This window comes from Salipaludibacillus neizhouensis (assembly GCF_002886185.1).
Lineage (GTDB): Bacteria > Bacillota > Bacilli > Bacillales > Salisediminibacteriaceae > Salipaludibacillus > Salipaludibacillus neizhouensis.
The window spans coordinates 536,742-553,009 of the sequence record NZ_KZ614146.1 but is presented as its reverse complement, the minus strand read 5'-3'; the positions used below and the strand labels follow the sequence as shown (position 1 = coordinate 553,009).

The 16,268-nt window shown below is 39.2% G+C and carries 12 protein-coding genes and 1 pseudogene; 6 read left to right on the top strand and 7 right to left on the bottom strand.

Features of this window, described 5'->3' with window-relative positions; genetic code table 11:
- Positions 1 to 5: 5 nt before the first annotated feature.
- Positions 6 to 1,614: pseudogene (locus tag CEF18_RS02410) on the bottom strand (GspE/PulE family protein).
- A 235-nt stretch (positions 1,615 to 1,849) separates the two neighbouring features.
- Between CEF18_RS02410 and CEF18_RS02405 the strand changes: the two are divergent.
- From CEF18_RS02405 to CEF18_RS02395, 3 genes are read left to right on the top strand one after another with little or no spacing between them, the layout of a single operon-like run.
- Positions 1,850 to 2,299 carry a type IV pilus modification PilV family protein gene (locus CEF18_RS02405; protein WP_110935006.1) on the top strand — a complete coding sequence of 150 codons (450 nt, stop codon included), beginning with the start codon at positions 1,850 to 1,852 and terminating at the stop codon, positions 2,297 to 2,299.
- Positions 2,299 to 2,754: a PilW family protein gene (locus CEF18_RS02400; protein ID WP_183041163.1), complete on the top strand. Its 456-nt coding sequence runs from the start codon at positions 2,299 to 2,301 to the stop codon at positions 2,752 to 2,754. The genes CEF18_RS02405 and CEF18_RS02400 overlap by 1 nt, the downstream gene beginning before the upstream one ends.
- A gap of 14 nt (positions 2,755 to 2,768) precedes the next feature.
- Complete coding sequence (locus tag CEF18_RS02395; protein WP_110935004.1) at positions 2,769 to 4,280, top strand: DUF7305 domain-containing protein; 1,512 nt, start codon at positions 2,769 to 2,771, stop codon at positions 4,278 to 4,280.
- A 342-nt stretch (positions 4,281 to 4,622) separates the two neighbouring features.
- On the opposite strand, the gene CEF18_RS02390 is transcribed toward CEF18_RS02395, so the two are convergent.
- From CEF18_RS02390 to CEF18_RS02380, 3 genes are all read right to left on the bottom strand, one after another.
- Positions 4,623 to 6,317: a VanW family protein gene (locus CEF18_RS02390; RefSeq protein WP_110935003.1), complete on the bottom strand. Its 1,695-nt coding sequence runs from the start codon at positions 6,315 to 6,317 to the stop codon at positions 4,623 to 4,625.
- Positions 6,307 to 6,570: a hypothetical protein gene (locus CEF18_RS02385; protein WP_110935002.1), complete on the bottom strand. Its 264-nt coding sequence runs from the start codon at positions 6,568 to 6,570 to the stop codon at positions 6,307 to 6,309. The genes CEF18_RS02390 and CEF18_RS02385 overlap by 11 nt, the downstream gene beginning before the upstream one ends.
- A gap of 128 nt (positions 6,571 to 6,698) precedes the next feature.
- Positions 6,699 to 7,928: a bifunctional folylpolyglutamate synthase/dihydrofolate synthase gene (locus CEF18_RS02380; RefSeq protein WP_110935001.1), complete on the bottom strand. Its 1,230-nt coding sequence runs from the start codon at positions 7,926 to 7,928 to the stop codon at positions 6,699 to 6,701.
- A 132-nt stretch (positions 7,929 to 8,060) separates the two neighbouring features.
- On the opposite strand from CEF18_RS02380, the gene CEF18_RS02375 reads away from it, so the two are divergent.
- From CEF18_RS02375 to CEF18_RS02365, 3 genes are all read left to right on the top strand, one after another.
- Positions 8,061 to 8,984 carry an ATP-grasp domain-containing protein gene (locus tag CEF18_RS02375; RefSeq protein WP_110935000.1) on the top strand — a complete coding sequence of 308 codons (924 nt, stop codon included), beginning with the start codon at positions 8,061 to 8,063 and terminating at the stop codon, positions 8,982 to 8,984.
- A complete protein-coding gene (locus tag CEF18_RS02370) occupies positions 8,981 to 9,835 on the top strand; it encodes an ATP-grasp domain-containing protein (protein ID WP_110934999.1) in 855 nt (284 codons plus the stop codon). Before CEF18_RS02375 ends, CEF18_RS02370 begins: the two co-directional genes overlap by 4 nt.
- A gap of 178 nt (positions 9,836 to 10,013) precedes the next feature.
- The gene (locus CEF18_RS02365; RefSeq protein ID WP_110934998.1) at positions 10,014 to 10,949 is read left to right on the top strand and encodes an acetamidase/formamidase family protein; all 936 of its coding nucleotides are present in this window, start codon (positions 10,014 to 10,016) and stop codon (positions 10,947 to 10,949) included.
- A 579-nt stretch (positions 10,950 to 11,528) separates the two neighbouring features.
- Here the strand turns inward: CEF18_RS02365 and CEF18_RS02360 are convergent.
- From CEF18_RS02360 to CEF18_RS02350, 3 genes are read right to left on the bottom strand one after another with little or no spacing between them, the layout of a single operon-like run.
- On the bottom strand, positions 11,529 to 12,338 hold the full coding sequence (locus tag CEF18_RS02360; protein WP_220693834.1) for an N-formylglutamate amidohydrolase: 810 nt from the start codon (positions 12,336 to 12,338) through the stop codon (positions 11,529 to 11,531).
- A 7-nt stretch (positions 12,339 to 12,345) separates the two neighbouring features.
- Positions 12,346 to 14,490 carry a M20/M25/M40 family metallo-hydrolase gene (locus tag CEF18_RS02355; protein ID WP_110934996.1) on the bottom strand — a complete coding sequence of 715 codons (2,145 nt, stop codon included), beginning with the start codon at positions 14,488 to 14,490 and terminating at the stop codon, positions 12,346 to 12,348.
- Between the two features lie 54 nt (positions 14,491 to 14,544).
- Entirely contained in the window at positions 14,545 to 16,158 is a 1,614-nt protein-coding gene (locus CEF18_RS02350; protein WP_110934995.1) for a gamma-glutamyltransferase family protein, read from the bottom strand.
- Positions 16,159 to 16,268: the final 110 nt, after the last annotated feature.

Genomic DNA, 16,268 nt, shown 5'->3' with positions numbered 1-16,268 from the left:
TTCACCTACTTATCTGTTGCCACTCGTAAAACTTCTTCGGTGGTGGTTATACCTTGTTTGATTTTATAAAGTCCATCATCAATGAGGAAATTCATTCCCATTGAGTGTGCATAATCTCTAATTTCCGAGCCTGTTTTTTCGTTCATTATCATATTTTTAATCGTATCGTCTAAGGTCAAAACTTCATGAATAGCTAATCTTCCGCGATACCCGGTCATGTCGCTGGAAAATATCCGCTTCCCGTTTTGTTACTTCTCTTGTACCTTTGCAATCGCGACAGATTTTTCGAACGAGTCTCTGTGAAATGATACCAGACAGAGACGATGCCAATAGAAACGGTTCAATTTTCATATCGATTAGTCGATTGACGGTGCTGATCGCATCATTCGTATGAATCGTGCTTAGAACAAGATGGCCAGTCAATGAAGCTCTTACCGCAATTTCTGCTGTTTCAGAATCTCTAATTTCACCGACCATAATTATATCGGGATCCTGTCTTAAAATTGATCTGAGTCCATTAGCAAATGTCATGCCTACTTTGGTATTTACTTGGAGTTGATTAATCCCCTCAATTTGATATTCCACAGGGTCTTCTACAGTAATAATATTTACCTGATCACTGTTTAAATCGTTCAAGCCCGCGTATAACGTGGATGATTTCCCGGAACCTGTTGGACCTGTTATCAAGATGATTCCATTAGGCTCCTTCAAAAGATCTTTAAACTTCTCATGATGCGTAGGACTGAATCCTAGTTTATTCAAATCATTTATGGCGTTTCCCAAGTCTAGTATCCTCATCACTACTTTTTCACCATAAACAGTTGGCAGTGACGATATTCTTAAGTCGACAGGATGAAATTCAACGTTCATCTTGATTCTCCCATCTTGAGGGACGCGCGATTCTGTAATATCTAGATTAGCCATGATTTTAATTCTCGCAATTAACATGCTTTGCATATGTTTAGGTAAATTCCGTTCGGTTCTTAGCACACCATCAATACGATATCGAATGTTCACCTTATCTTCCTGAGGGTCCACATGAATATCACTGGCTCTCTCTTGTATAGCCCGAAGGAGTAACTGATTTACAAGCTTCACCATCGGAGAATCTTCTTCGGCAATTGACTCCTCCTCTTGCTGTTCGGGATTGAATTCTTCCCCTAACATGTTTTCAACAGAGTCATCAAGATCATAGTATTTATTAATCGTACGAATAATGTCGTCTTTTGTAGCAATTGCAACTTCTACTTGAAATCCGGTTGATAACCTGATGTCGTCTATCGTAAAATAATCCATTGGATCCGCCATGGCAATAAATAATTTATCGCCCTCCAATTTCAAAGGCATGATATAATTTCTCATAGCCATTTCCTTTGGGATAAGTGAAACCATTTTCTGATCAATAGGGTACCTGTATAAACTGACATGCGGGATTCCTAGTTGAAATTCTAATACTTCGATTAACTGCTGTTCTGTAATAAACCCTTGCTGCAGCAAAGAATCTCCAAGTTTTTGGTTACTCGATTTTTGACTTAACGTTTCTTCAAGCTGTTCACTGGTGATGAGACCTGAATCTACTAATAAATCTCCTAATCTTTTACGTGTTTTTTTCAACTACCTTCACCCATTCCAACAAAAATACTACTTTTTACCAATTGTATCCACTATAGTGAACATAATAGTGAAAAAATAACTATTTCCCATACAGGTAAATGTAGCTATCTGTATACTCATTATAATGTATAATAGGACTAAATACAGTTGTTTTCACAAAAAATATGTCTAAATTTAGAACTTAAAAGAGATCACATTTTAATTAACTGATAATTATACAGGTGGTGACATAAAAATGGTACCTTTCATAATAAAAAATTTAGTCTCGCAAAAGGGATTAAGTTTACTTGAAGTTCTCATATCTCTCACTATTCTCGCTATTGTCATTATTCCTATATCAGGATTGTTCATCCAATCTGCTAAGTCGATTCAAGTATCGGATACTATTCTTGATGAAACGTATATTGTTCAGGAATATATAGAAACAGTGACGTACTATTCTAAAACTATTCCGTTTGACCAAGTATCCGCTCAACTGACAGCAGAAGGTTTTACCGAAATAACTAGTAATGAAGACACTTACGCTGGTTACAAAGTAATAGACGGAGAATATATAACCATTAAATTAGAAAAGAATGAAGCGCAAGAAGGTTTGATTTCCTTAATTGTCGGTGTATCTGAAGTTTATCCTTATGATAGATTTGATACTTATATGGAAACCATTTTATATTGGGAGGGCGAATGATGTCTATTCTGAAAAATGACAGAGGTTTAAGTCTGATTGAGCTGCTGGTTTCCGTCTCTCTCTTATCTATGATTCTTTTAATCGTTACTTCTATTCAACTATTCGGACAAAATCAGTTCATGAATCAAACAGAACACGTAGACAGTCAGGCTGACGTTAGATATGCAATGAATGATATTCAACGGAAGATAAGGTCTGCAGATGGTTCTCAGATAACTACAAAAGATGATGCAATCTATCTGAATAATGAGGAATGGATTTATTTTGAGGCAGGATCAAGTACGATTTGGGAAACTGTGGATGAGGATAAGAACAAGCTCGTTGACAACATAAAAATGTTTACTGCACATCCCGATGAGGATCATATCGAAAAAACAAAGATAACGATAGAAAGTTTCTCACCGACGAACGGACAATCAACGACCATCTCATCTTCTATTTATATTAGGAATTGAACGGAGGATTTTCTATGATACATAAATTTCTATCAACTAAGAAATTAAATAATGAAAATGGCATGGCTTTGGTTTTGGTATTGCTGTTAGTCATGATTTTTTCTGTATTAACATTAGGTGTCATAGGCGTAACATCTTCGAATCTAACTTTAACAACTGGAGAACGCGATCATCAATCCTCTTATTACATTGCGGAGGCAGGAATAAATGTAAGGATGCAAGAGATTGAAGAGGCAATAATCAAAGCCTACAAAGAAACCAATTCTAAAAATGCATTTTTCCTGCAGTTTGAAGATTCTATATCCCTTGATGATTTTATTTCCGTAAACAATTTTGAAAAACTCGAAACTATTTCTGACACGATTGTTTCTAGAATTGAACAAGAAGATAATACACACACGTATTCTATTTATTCAAAAGGCACCATTGACAATCGTTCTCGAGAAGTAACTAAAGACATTACTATAAACTGGATAGAAAAAGATCAAGGATCTACAGTGGAATTTTTAGATGATGTAGCTGTTTTTTCCAATCAATCTATATATACAAGTATTCCTATTCAAGGGAGTATTGCAACAAACTCCAATGCAGAAAAGACAATAGAACTAGATTGGGGGTCTTCAGTATCCGGAAATATCTTGGTAGGCACCGGAGTTAGTGATATCAATGGTTCAATTAAGAAACCATCAAACTATAATTTAGATTATTCAAAGGTAGGAAATATTCCGAGAGAAATGGTATACGACTTGCCTCCTTTTCCAACCTATCCTGAAGCGCTTCCTAAGGCTTCCAATTTACAATTAGATGATAACGGAAATAATCATCATTTAGTCATAAACGACGGGAGTCTTCTTATCACTAGTTACGTAGCAAATAATTATGAGTTTGTATTAGATCAAGATTTCTATATACCCGAGATTAAAATAAATTCAAATAGAAATGTAACGATAGATATCGGGGATTCTAATAAAGTTATTGTAGTTGATCATCTTAATATTCCAAATGGTCACTTAAATATAAAAGGAAACGGTTCTTTAAAAATGTATATCACTGCTGGAATCACAATGGGTTCAGGAAGTACCATTAATAATAACGGCAATAGTGATCAACTCCAATTGTTTCTCCAATCCTCTAATAATCCCTCTCAGCCAAAGTCATTGACTTTAGGTGGTGCACAAAAAATATTTGCTTCATTTTACGGAGAAGATACTAATATATCTTTATCTGGAGGGGGAGGATTTCAAGGTAATATTCTAACTGGGGGAACGAGTATTAATATTTCTGGCGGATCCGACAATAAAACACGTGTTTTCTATGCGCCAAATGCTCATTTCTCTATGGGAGGGGGAGGCGCTCTGAAGGGAAGAATTATTAGTAACAGTTTTGATGCAAGTGGAGGAAGTCAAGTTACATTTGAAGAAATTGAAAACGAAAGTCTTCTCCCATTCTTCCCACCTTCTCAAGGAGAAGAAATAGTAAATATTGATAAGTTAATTATTGATACCTCTCCTATTAGAGAACAATAAATTCAATTCGTATCCGTATAATAAAACGCGTAGCGTCTTATTTAGAGCAAAAGCAACTGCTTTCTTAACCATAAGTTTTTAAAAGCTCGAAGTAGCGAAGGCTGCGACTCCTTGCGGGAAAGCAACTACTGAAGACCCAGCATGGCCGAATTTTCCCACGGAGGCTGAAGTCGTTGCCCGCGGAAAGCATCCGCCTAGAGCGGATTCGAGCCCTCTTTTCACATGCAACAACCTCTAAAAATCACAATTTTTTTAATTGTGGTGTTAAAAAAAGAAGATGACTTTAACGTCATCTTCTGCCTGTATCAAAAGGTCTATTAAAGCTTTCGAAAAAGCATGTTTTTAATACCCTTTAACCGGCTCCCTTTCCTCATCTTCTCTTGGAAAGTTACTTCCACCATTGTTGGTGTTTGGATATTCTGATGTCCCTGTTCCATTTCCTCCTGTACTACTATCATTCTCATAAGAAGGAGTCACACCGTTTTGACCTGTTCCTCCACTAGTTCCTTGACTTCCGTTACCGCTCCAAAAATCAGACCAACGAGTATCCGATTCAGGACTTTGGTTTGTGCCTCCCGAGTTGGATCCATCAGAACCAGATCCATAACCTGAATCAAAATCAGTATCGTAATCATAATCATTTCCGTAACCTGTATCAAATTCCGTATCATAATTGGTTCCAAAGCCTGTATCATCATTACTGCCTGAATTTGTTCCACCATTAGTTCCATCCGTACTTCCATATCCGCTTTCATTACCTGTTTCCGTACCATAGTAATCATCCAAAAATTCATCGACGGAATCGTAGTCATCCGGATTGGGATTCTCAGCGATAGGATTTCCGTACTCGTCTAAGCCCATTTCCTCTTCCTCAGTAACTCTCAGATCGTCAACATTTCGCAACTCCACTCGATGTTCTGGTGGATAATAGTCATTGGCTATCCACTCTTCGACCTGCCACTCATTTTCTGGGAAATCAAACGTTCTGACAATATCGTAAGTTGTCCCATTTGAACCCATCTCTTCAACCGAAGAACCTCCTGAAGAAAGTTGTTCTGTATAGTTAACAATTGTTTTTGGTTCTAAATCATGAACATCTTCCATTTCCACAGTGACTGTATAAGGCAGATTCTCCCCTATTAGCTCAACAGTTAATAAGCCATTATCGTACTCAAGTTCCAGTTCATAACTGACCGGATTAGGGTTATCAAATACCAAGTCTTGCTCACCGATTACAACTTGAGTATCAAATCCTAGTGGTATCCCTTCATTTAAACGTTCAGGCTGGTGCCGCTCCACTAATTGAAAGTTACTGTGTAAAAGCGTTTCAAAAACTGCTGAACCTAATATTGATAAGGGGTTGCCTTCTGTGGATTCAATATTTTGCCCTTCAAACACTTCTGACAATGAGAAACGACTATCACCTTCTATCACAATTTCAGGCATCTCATTGGACCATGCTTCTAACAAGGGGGAATCAAGTTGCCTCGTAGCACTATAGAGAACCGTTTCCTTCTCTTGAACATCAGAGTTTAAAAACTCATGCACATTTAACTCTAGCTCCGAGTTAGGTAAACTCACTGCAGTTTCCAAAACCTCTATTTCTAGCTGCTCTTCATTTACCAGATTCATATCTTGAAAGTAAAAAGAGAACTGAGATAAGTTATCACGAAGATAAGTCACATCAATCTCTGCCATTAAATCATACGACGATGCTTTGTTCATGTCAGCATTCGTCACCGATTCTTCCACAAAAAAATCTATTGATTCCACATTAGATTTAACTTCCTGTTCATACCATCGAAATGATGCTTCTGCTGATACCTTCCAATTCTCCACTTCTGTTTCAACTACCGCTATTGCTTCTTCATGCGTTAGATTACTAATATCAGCCGTTGCAATAAATGTATTGTTTTCAAACGTTTCTTCTTCATAGTAAGCGGTATAAACATAGTCACCGCCAAATGTAATATAAAAAAGAAAGAGAATACTACCGCTTAACAAAATCATCGAATTTACAAAATATTTAATTTTCATAAGATCCCTCTTTCCCACTCTCAGAATCAACTTTTACTTTTGTGAAAAAGATAGCCGTAATCCCCGCCAGCAGCAGAACTACTATAATAGCTACACTCCAGTGAATGATAGAGGATATATAGTAACCAAGCCACACGTAAATTACAGATAAAAAAACATGCAAAAAAAGCACGAATCGAGAAAAAACGGGAGGAAGAATAAATATTATAGGAATTAATAGTATAAAACCTATGAGTAAAAATAGATAAACCATGCGTACTCCTCCTTTAAAACAACATGTTAGTATTAAATATACCATTTTTCCAACCACATTACGGATCTTTTTGAAATTTTCATTACCAATTTTGTATATCGAATGTTAAACTCTTCTATTATTCACCTCTAAATAAGCTCTCTTACTTCACCTGCAAACTGATGAGACCCTGTAACAACCAGTACCTTTCCTGTTGATCCCTGGTTGCTCCATTCACGTATCCATTGTTCCGGATTTTTAATATAATTGCTCTCTTGTAAAATAGACTGTGATTGATAGTCTTCCAAATCCATACTTCTTTCAGAACCAAAACCTGTAATGTGAATAACGGTTCCGGCTTCCCGCAAGTTTTCTAGCATTTCTTTAACCGGTTTATCGCGCATTGCGCCAAATAACACTTCCACCTGCATGTCCTCAGGAAATCCCTTTATCTGTTCACAGACAGTTTGCATTGCTTCCACGTTATGAGCCGTATCTATTATTATTTCAGGAGATTGCTGAACCCGCTCCCAACGTCCCGCTAAAAAAGCTTTTTCTAAACCTTTGACGATACTTGATTGACCTAGTTCTATTATCGTTCTATCGTCTAATTCTTTTGCTACTGCAACGGCAATCGCGGCATTTTTCTTTTGATGTTCCCCTTGCATACGAATACGCTCTGACAATCCTTCCTCAAGGTGTATCACTTCAACCATATAGGCACCTAGTTCCTGAACGACAGTTTGTACCTCATGCAAGACTTCATTACTACTAGCTGTAAACATAGGAACACCTTTTTTCGCTATTCCGGCTTTTTCTCGAGCGATCTCTTTCACCGTATCACCGAGGTACTGTCGGTGATCAAGACCTACATTTGTCACAATCGTAGCTATGGGAGAAGTCAGTACATTAGTAGCATCAAGTCTACCACCCATTCCCGCTTCCACTAACACGATATCGACAGGATGAATGGTAGAAAAAAAATGATACGTTAAAGCAACCATGAGCTCGAACTCACTCACCATTTCTCCGCGACGATCTTCTACAATATGCACAGCTTGGACAATTTCGTCACATGCCATTCTGAATTCCTCTTCGGTAAGAGGCACACCATTCAACGTCAGTTGATTCTTTTCCGGTCCGAATGCTGGCGTGTTAAAAGCTCCAACCTTATAGCCCTCCTCCTGCAAAATAGCAGCTAAAAAAGCACAGGTTGATCCTTTACCGTTCGTGCCAGCCACATGAATAGCCCGAATCTGCCTTTCCGGATGACCTAATTGTTCCATTAATTCTTCCATTCGATCTAATGTATAAGCAATACCTGCCTTTTTTTTCGAAAAAAGAAAGGCTCTTGCTTGGTCATAATTCTCTATTCTCATCACTATCACTTCATTTCAATAATTGATTTTAACTGGAAAAAGTGCCATGATCAATTCAATGACATATTTTACTTTATCATATTACATAATAATACGCTCTGCGTGATCTCGCAAGAAAGGATTGACAGTAAAATGACTAAATTATCTGGTTGGATCATCTATAACGGTCAGTTAAAATCCGATAAATTCTTAGACTATGTAACATGGTTTAAACAATCCGCAGAAAAGGCCAATATACATCTGGAAGTTTTTACTAATGATGAGATATTGGTCTCAAACGATAAGACAAAACCACTTCTTTTTTCAAAAACGTGGTGTGAGAACTTCCACCCTGATTTTGTTCATTACGCTGATAAAGATCTGCATCTTGCCAGACAACTGGAATCGATGAATATTCCTCTTTTTAATCGATCCAAATCAATAGAAATTTGTGATAATAAATCACTCATGCATCACCATTTAGTTGAAAAATCGATTCCTACTCCGATGACGATCATTGCACCGATGACCTTTAACGGTATTGAAGTAAAGGAAGTAACATATATAGAACGCATTATTGAGGCGATCGGATTACCGATGATTATAAAAGAAGCTTTCGGGTCATTTGGTCAACAAGTATATTGGATTGACTCCAAAGAGCAACTTGAGATCATGGCGAAGAAACTGGCGGGAAAAGACCACCTTTACCAAAAACCCGTTCATCACAGTTTGGGTAAAGATATTCGAATAAATGTAGTAGGCGGCAAAGTGGTAGCATCGATGAAGAGAACATCTCAGACGGATTTCCGTGCCAATGTCACTGCTGGAGGCTCGACCACTCCTTATGACCCTTCCCTGGAAGAAAAAACATTAGCAGTTCAAGCTGCTGCCGCAGTAGGCGCGGATTTTGCCGGGGTTGATCTTTTGCTCGAAAAAGAAGGACCTGTCGTATGTGAAGTGAATTCTAACCCACATATTCGCAGCATTTATGAATGCACTGGAATTGATGTTGCGGTCCCAATGATCGAACATATTGACGCTATATTATCTGGTCAAAAAGAAAGGAAACTATCATGACGTTGAAAATAGGATGGGTTGTTTATCGAAAAAAAGATATCATACGCAATGACAGATTCATAGGTTTTGTGAAGGATGCAGCACAAAGCTTTGGCATGACACTAGTTGTTGTTCCCTATGAGGAAATCCAGGTCAATGTGTCCAGTGTTGACAACATATTCACAAGAAATGGAGAGAAAACTCCTGATTTTATCATCAACCGTTCCGTTTCACCTTGGTTGAATGAAGTAGCTGAGGTGAAAAATATCCCTTGTTTCAACAGTGCCTATGTTGCTCGTATTGCAAATGATAAACGACTTGCCCACGCAGTCATATCCAGCCTTGGAATTCCCATGCTCACGAGTAAAACGATTCACAGTTCGGCTCTTTTCTATCATCACAATCATTTACCAACTCCTTTTATTTTAAAAGACCCTCAAGGCAGAGGTGGAACCGGTGTCAAATATATAGAATCTCTTGAGAAAGGAAAACTGATGTCCTCGATGCTTTCTGAAGAATTGTTATACCAACCCGTTGGTGGAAAAAAAGGACAAGATTTAAGAGTGTATCTTGTTGGAAATGAAATTGTCGCAGCAGTATTAAGGGAATCGGCGACAGATTTCCGAGCCAACATATCCATAGGGGGAAGCTCCCGTCTTTATACCTTAACCGAAGAAGAAACGAAGATAGTAAACAGAATTTCCGATTCTATGCACATGGATTTCGTTGGCATAGACTTCCTGATAGATCATAATGGAAGACTATTGTTTAATGAAATGGAAGACGCCGTTGGATGCCGCAGCCTTTACATGAATAGTTCGATCAATATTGCCAGTATTTTTATGGAATATGTGGCTGAATCAATTTCATAATTCATTTGGTCAAACGATGAATCTATGCAGCTTCGTTGGACTGCATCGGTTCGCTTTCCGCAGATAGCGCGAATTCGCATGCTAATTCTTTTATCAGCAAAAATTTATCGTAAACAGCCAATGATTAATGAATGAAGAAGCTCATAAAATAATCTATCTACCCTAAAGGAGAATAAATATGATCCATAAACTTGAGTTAAACTCTAATAATCTTCACGGTTCCTTTAGTAAGGAATACTCCCCTGTATTGACAATTGATTCCGGTGACTCTCTTCACTTAACGACATCGGACATTCGATGGGGCTATTCTTCTGAAAAATCAGAAGCCCGCACAATTTTTCATTCTCGTGAAAAAGAAGCTAATCCCGGGCATCCAATCCTTGGTCCCATTGCCATCCGAGGTGCAAAAGCCGGAACTGTCTTGGAAATTCAGTTACATGAGATCGTTCCTGGCTGGTATGGTCAAAATTGGGCCGGTGGAGAATCTAACTGGCAAAACGACCAGCTAGGAATAAGTGGAGAAGATACAATTACTTTAGATTGGGAACTTGAGTCAACAACGATGACCGGAAGCACTGCTATCGGAGAGAAAAATTATCATGTTGGCCTTCGTCCTTTCATGGGCGTGTTAGGCGTCGCTCCTGCAGAAACTGGCATTCATGAAACCGCACCACCACGATACTGTGGAGGAAACATTGACTGCAAAGAACTTGTCAAAGGAAGTACCCTTTATCTTCCTGTTGCTGTAGATGGAGCATTGTTCTCAGTTGGTGATGGTCATGCCCTTCAAGGGGACGGGGAAGTTTCCGGAACCGCGATCGAATGTCCGATGGACCATGTGGATCTTACGCTAACGGTTAGGGATGATATGGTTTTAAAACTACCAAGAGCCAATACGCCGGCGGGATGGATTACGTTTGGATTTGCAGAAGACTTGAACAAAGCTGCTGCAGATGCTCTAGATGAAATGGTTCAATTGATGGAACAGCACTATCAGATCACTAAGGTAGAAGCAACGGCATTGGCAAGTGTAGCTGTTGATTTAAGAGTCACCCAAGTTGTGAATGGCGTCAAAGGTGTTCACGCTGTATTACCACACGGATCCATTCGATAAGAAACAAGGTGCAGAATCATAATTAAAATAATGTAAAAATGGTCTGAATCTATGCTATCTTATCTTGCCAAAGAATTATCGGCAAAGAGAATTATTGAATTTGGGTGCCATTTACACGAGCGTGGCAAGCTGAATGTAGCCATAATCTTTTTTAGCGACACTCAGGGGTGACCAAACTCTTCTGATTGTCACTTTGAGCCTCTTATAGTGACATTTAATCCGATCTGGGAGCTTGAAAGTTACTATGCACTATTATTTGTGACATTCATGTCCGTTTTATCGGTGCGAGTGTCACTTAAAGACTTCTGCCTTCCGTCGTAACACTTTTGGAATGCAAACACTGTAAAACTTTCTAAATTTAACTTGCAGCTAGGTAAGCATTTTGTCACCTTAATCTAATCGAAGGTTGTTTGGAAGAATGACAAATCCCTTTCCTCGCGCCTATTACGAAAAACGTTTCTTATAGGCTTAGAAAAACTGCAGCAGCTTGGCTCACTACAACAAAAGGACACTGGAAAAGTTAAAATAAACTTTTTCAGTGCCCTTGCAACTATAAATCTTCTTCCCCATTAAACGGAATTACTTTGAGAAACTCAGCAAGACGTCATATAACATCTCTCTGAATTCTCCAAGTTTCTGCTTTTGCGATTCACTAGGCTGAAGATTCATGAACTCTCGCTCCGGTAAATACAAGTTGCGGTTAACTTCCAGCTGAATCCAAGGAATCTCCCCTAAAGCGCCATGATGGCGTGTGACAAATCCACCTTTAAAAGGATCATTCATTGTGACAAATTGCTGACTGTCTGTCTTATACCTTTGAAACTTCTTTTCCAATAATCTCTTTAACTTCACGACCATTTCCACCGGCGCTGTCAGGTCCTCATCTCCTTGTTCTCCCGATGTCGTCCCGCGATTCCCAATACAAAATAAAGGACGATGCTGCCAATTAATTAGTTTATTACCCGGGCCATAATCAAGCATCGAATGGCAATCAATCGCCACTTTTACTTTAGGATTTCTAGCAGCCTTTTCGAGTTTACGATGATATGGAAGGTAGTAATCTTGAATGAGCTTCTCCCGCTCTAATGGGCGAAGTCCGGAAGGGGTATCCCACACCTTCTTGCCGGTGACCGTCCTTGTTTTTACAATGCCATCGGGATTTAAGGGAGGAAGATCGGTTTCTTCCCTATTTAAATCCAGAAAAATTCTCGACACATCCATTTGATGAAATTCTTCTACTCGGCCATTAAATGCAAAGAGGTGATCTGTCCATGTATCGCCATCCAGTAAAATATCCATATCAGTTAGTAAGCATGTAGTTTGAATAAAGGCTGGTTTTTTCATCCCAGCGTGTGGAACAGAAATGAGTATCGGCAATTTCTCGGTCATGGTGTCATTATCCCTCATTCAAATACAAAGCAAGAAGTAACGATCGCTGAACTAATTCACTGCGATGAAGGCTTTCTTCCGGTGTATAGAGCCCTTTACTTGCTGGCGAAAACCCACATACAACCGGTGTATCTTTAGCAACCTCACCTGCAGCCGAAGATAACAAGCTGGATTCTGTTCCAAAAGGTAAGTTCCACGCTTCACTCAAATTCTTTAATGTATCTAATAGTAAATGATTCTTCTTCCTAATTAACGGTGGACGCTCGACCAGCTTTTCAATATTGGTACGTATCCCTTTTGAATTTACGGTAAACAACTCTCTAATAGCTTTTTCGGTTTCTTCAGCAAGAGCTTCGTCAATATAAGTAATCGACAACGTCGCATAGACACGGTGTGGTTTTAAGACAGAATACCGTTCAGACCTGACATCCTGTATCGCAATAGCTAATTTCCCTTTTCTGTTGTTTAATTTCTGTACTTTTTCAGCATTTTTTATAAACATCTGAAGAACATCTATCGATTTTGTTTCCTTACCGATTCGTACTGGATCTCCTTCTACGATTACGCTGAACTGCTTTGTACCGCGGCGTTGATCCACCACTTTCCCATCTGTAAAGCCAGGTTGTAGTACGATAACCTCTTTCACTTCTTTCGTTGCTTTCCGCAATGTCGAAGAGCTATAGCGCATTCCCCGGCCTTCATCTGAATAGAAGAGTACACCAACATTTTTTTTACTTAAAAGCTTCTGCTCTTTTAAGGCATTTAAAGCACTTAACATCACAGTAATTCCGCCTCTACTCGATGCTATTCCCTCTCCATAGAGCCATTCTTGTTCTGTTCTAAATGGAATTGGGAATCCTGTTCTTTCTCCCGGAACATCAATAGGCACGACGATAAGTGTCCCATCTTTCATTCCTGCTCCAGTTTCAAATGTCCATGCAGAGCGACCATTCGTAAACTCATCAACAGGATTCATCCCTAATTTAAGTAATCTCTCTTCAAGCTTATTTCTAATTCTGCTTAAACCTACAGGATCTTCCGTTCGGCTTGAGATATTTGTCCAAGCCTTTAAGTCCGTCTCCATCATACTTCGTTTTTTCGTAAGTCGATTAAATAAACGGACATCCATCTTCTGAAAGTCTTCCTCCACCGGTGCAAGGAAATCAGCCCCAAAATACCGTTCGCACGTTATATCAATAATTCGATTCATTAATGCTTTATAAGTCAGTCCGATTTGCTCTGCAGCATAAATAAATGAGCCATCTGCACCTAAGCTGGCCATCGAATTCACTTCCAAAATATATGGGTTTCCTTCGTTGTCAATACGGAAATCCACACGAGCCGTATCATAACAATTTAATGCTTTAAATGTTTGGATCGCTAACTCTTGAATCCTTTCTGTTTCCTTTTCAGTTAACGGTGCAGGACACACTTTTTCAACTGTTCGCCCACTTTTATTCTTTTTATCTTCGTATGTGAAGATTTGCGGTCCTTCACCAAATACAAGCTCCACAGGTGGAAGTGCTTGCACAGGATTATTTCCCAAGATCCCGACGTTTACTTCTCTTCCGGCAATATATTCTTCTACTAAAGTTGGCGCATTGTATGTTTCATAGATTACTTGCACACCTTCGCGGAGTTCCTCTTCGTTATGAACAATCTTCAAACCAAATGAAACAGCCTCATCTTTCGGCTTGACGATAAGCGGGTACATTAAGTTTTCTGTAAGCGGCGAATCAGGATTATCAAGAACTGAAAATTTTGGTGTCGGCAATCCTTTTTGAAGAAGGATCATTTTCGTCACTACTTTATCAAGGGCCAAGGCATGAGTTTCCGGTCCTGATCCAACATAAGGCACGCCCAGCATTTCAAGAATGCCTGGAACATGCATGTATCTTCCTCTTCCTTGAATACCGTAGCTAAGGTTAAACACAAGTCCAGGACGTTCACCGGAAATAACAGTTGGCATAAATTCTTCCAGATTTTTAATGAGGTTTTTATCTCCCTCAAAGGTCTTGACTTGATGTCCCCCGGAAACGAGACCTTCCTTTATCATTTTAATCGTTTCCAGCCCGTATTTTTCACGGTTTTGCGTACCAAATAAATTAATAACTGCCTGACTTTCCCTATTATAGACCACAGCTATTTTCATTCCTGTTCAACCCCTATTCCCGATTTTTCATATTTGACTTAACCGACTTCTTGTCTAGGCCTCTTCTGGTCCGCGGGCTGTTCCATCACGTCTAGGATCTGCCACCCCCTTATAAGATTCACGCCACTTCACTGGCATTTGAACTCCTTGCACACATCCTAAAGAAAAACTGTAAGAGCCTCGTTTTTTCAAATCAAATCCCGAAATTTCAAGTGCTGTATAAATCTCTTGGTCAAACCGATCTTTTTCTATTAATAACTCCCCGGTATCGGAGGCGTGAAAACGAGGAGCGCTGATTGCTTCTTCCAGGGACTCTTCATTGTCTATGAGACGAACAATGACTTGAGCCAAAGCCGTTGATATTCGGCTGCTTCCAGGACTCCCCAGCAAATACTGCGGCTTTCCTTTCGAAAATAACAGTACGGGTGCCACACTGCTCCATGGTCTTCCACCAGGTAATAAATAATATGGATGAGCTATATTTTTGTATTCAAATGCACTCATATAATTGTTATAAAAAAATCCAAGTCCATCAGCCATTGTCTTACTTCCGAAAACGAGTTCAATGGATTGTGTGATGCCTACTGAATTTCCATCCTTATCAACAACCGATAAATGGGTCGTCTCCCCACTGGTAGGTGGTGGCAAAAACGTATCTTTCAGTGCTAAATTATAAATTTCTTGGATTCGTTTCGTAATTTCTTTTGCGTACCCTTTATCAACCAACATCTGGTTAACGGACTGTAAATAATGATCAGGATGGACTGGCATCCGTTTTCGATAATTAAGAGCGAATCGAAATGCTAGCGCAGAAATCACTGCTCCTATAGGCTTATCAGGATTTAAGCTTTCTGAAGGAAAACCCTCGAGCGTATTTAATATTTGTACAAGTACTCTTCCCGCTCCTGGTGGTGGATACGTGTATATATCATAGTCTCTGTATGTACTCTCAAGTGCTTCTCTTTCAACTGGCATAGGAATCTGGTTCAAATCCAGTTTCGTAATTAATCCCCCACGTTTTTGCATGTCCTTAACGATAAAACCTGCAATATCCCCCGTATAAAAATCACGCCAACCCTTCACAGCCATTCTCCGCATAGTTGCTGCCAATTCAGGTTGAATGACGGTATCCCCAGGTTGTTTTGGCGTATTATTGTGAAAGAATAATCGCTTAATATTTCTGTCTTTTAACAGTTGAACTGTCTCTTTTCTTAATAGTCGATGAATAAGTGGGGTCACAGTAAACCCTTGTTCTGCAACTTTAATTGCAGGTTCCAGTACATCCGAAAACGATAAGTTTCCGTATGTTTCTTGTAAGTATCCTAAAGAGGCTACTGTCGACGGAACAGTACTGGATTTTAGTCCTAATTTAATCGGTTTCTTTGGATTTCTTGCAGGTTGAAGTGCAAAAGGGGCACGTGAAGAGCCATCCAATGCAAAAATACGTTTCTCTTGCGCAAGATGCACTAAAGCCATAGATTGTCCTCCAATACCTGAAGCCTGAGGCTCTGAAACTCCGAGGCAAAAAGCAGCGGCTACTGCTGCATCAATCGCATTGCCTCCTTTTTCTAATATCTCTACTCCTGCTTCTGTTGATTGTTTTGAAGCTGTTGAAACCATCCCGTAGCTACCTTGTGCGGATGAAATTTCTCTCTCGTTGTCCTCCATGATTGTACCTCTCCTTACGCATTAAAAAGATTGATAATTCAGACTTTTAATTATAAAACGAAAGGTATTACTTTTTTGACATACAATACATTCACGAATGTAAAAAAAGC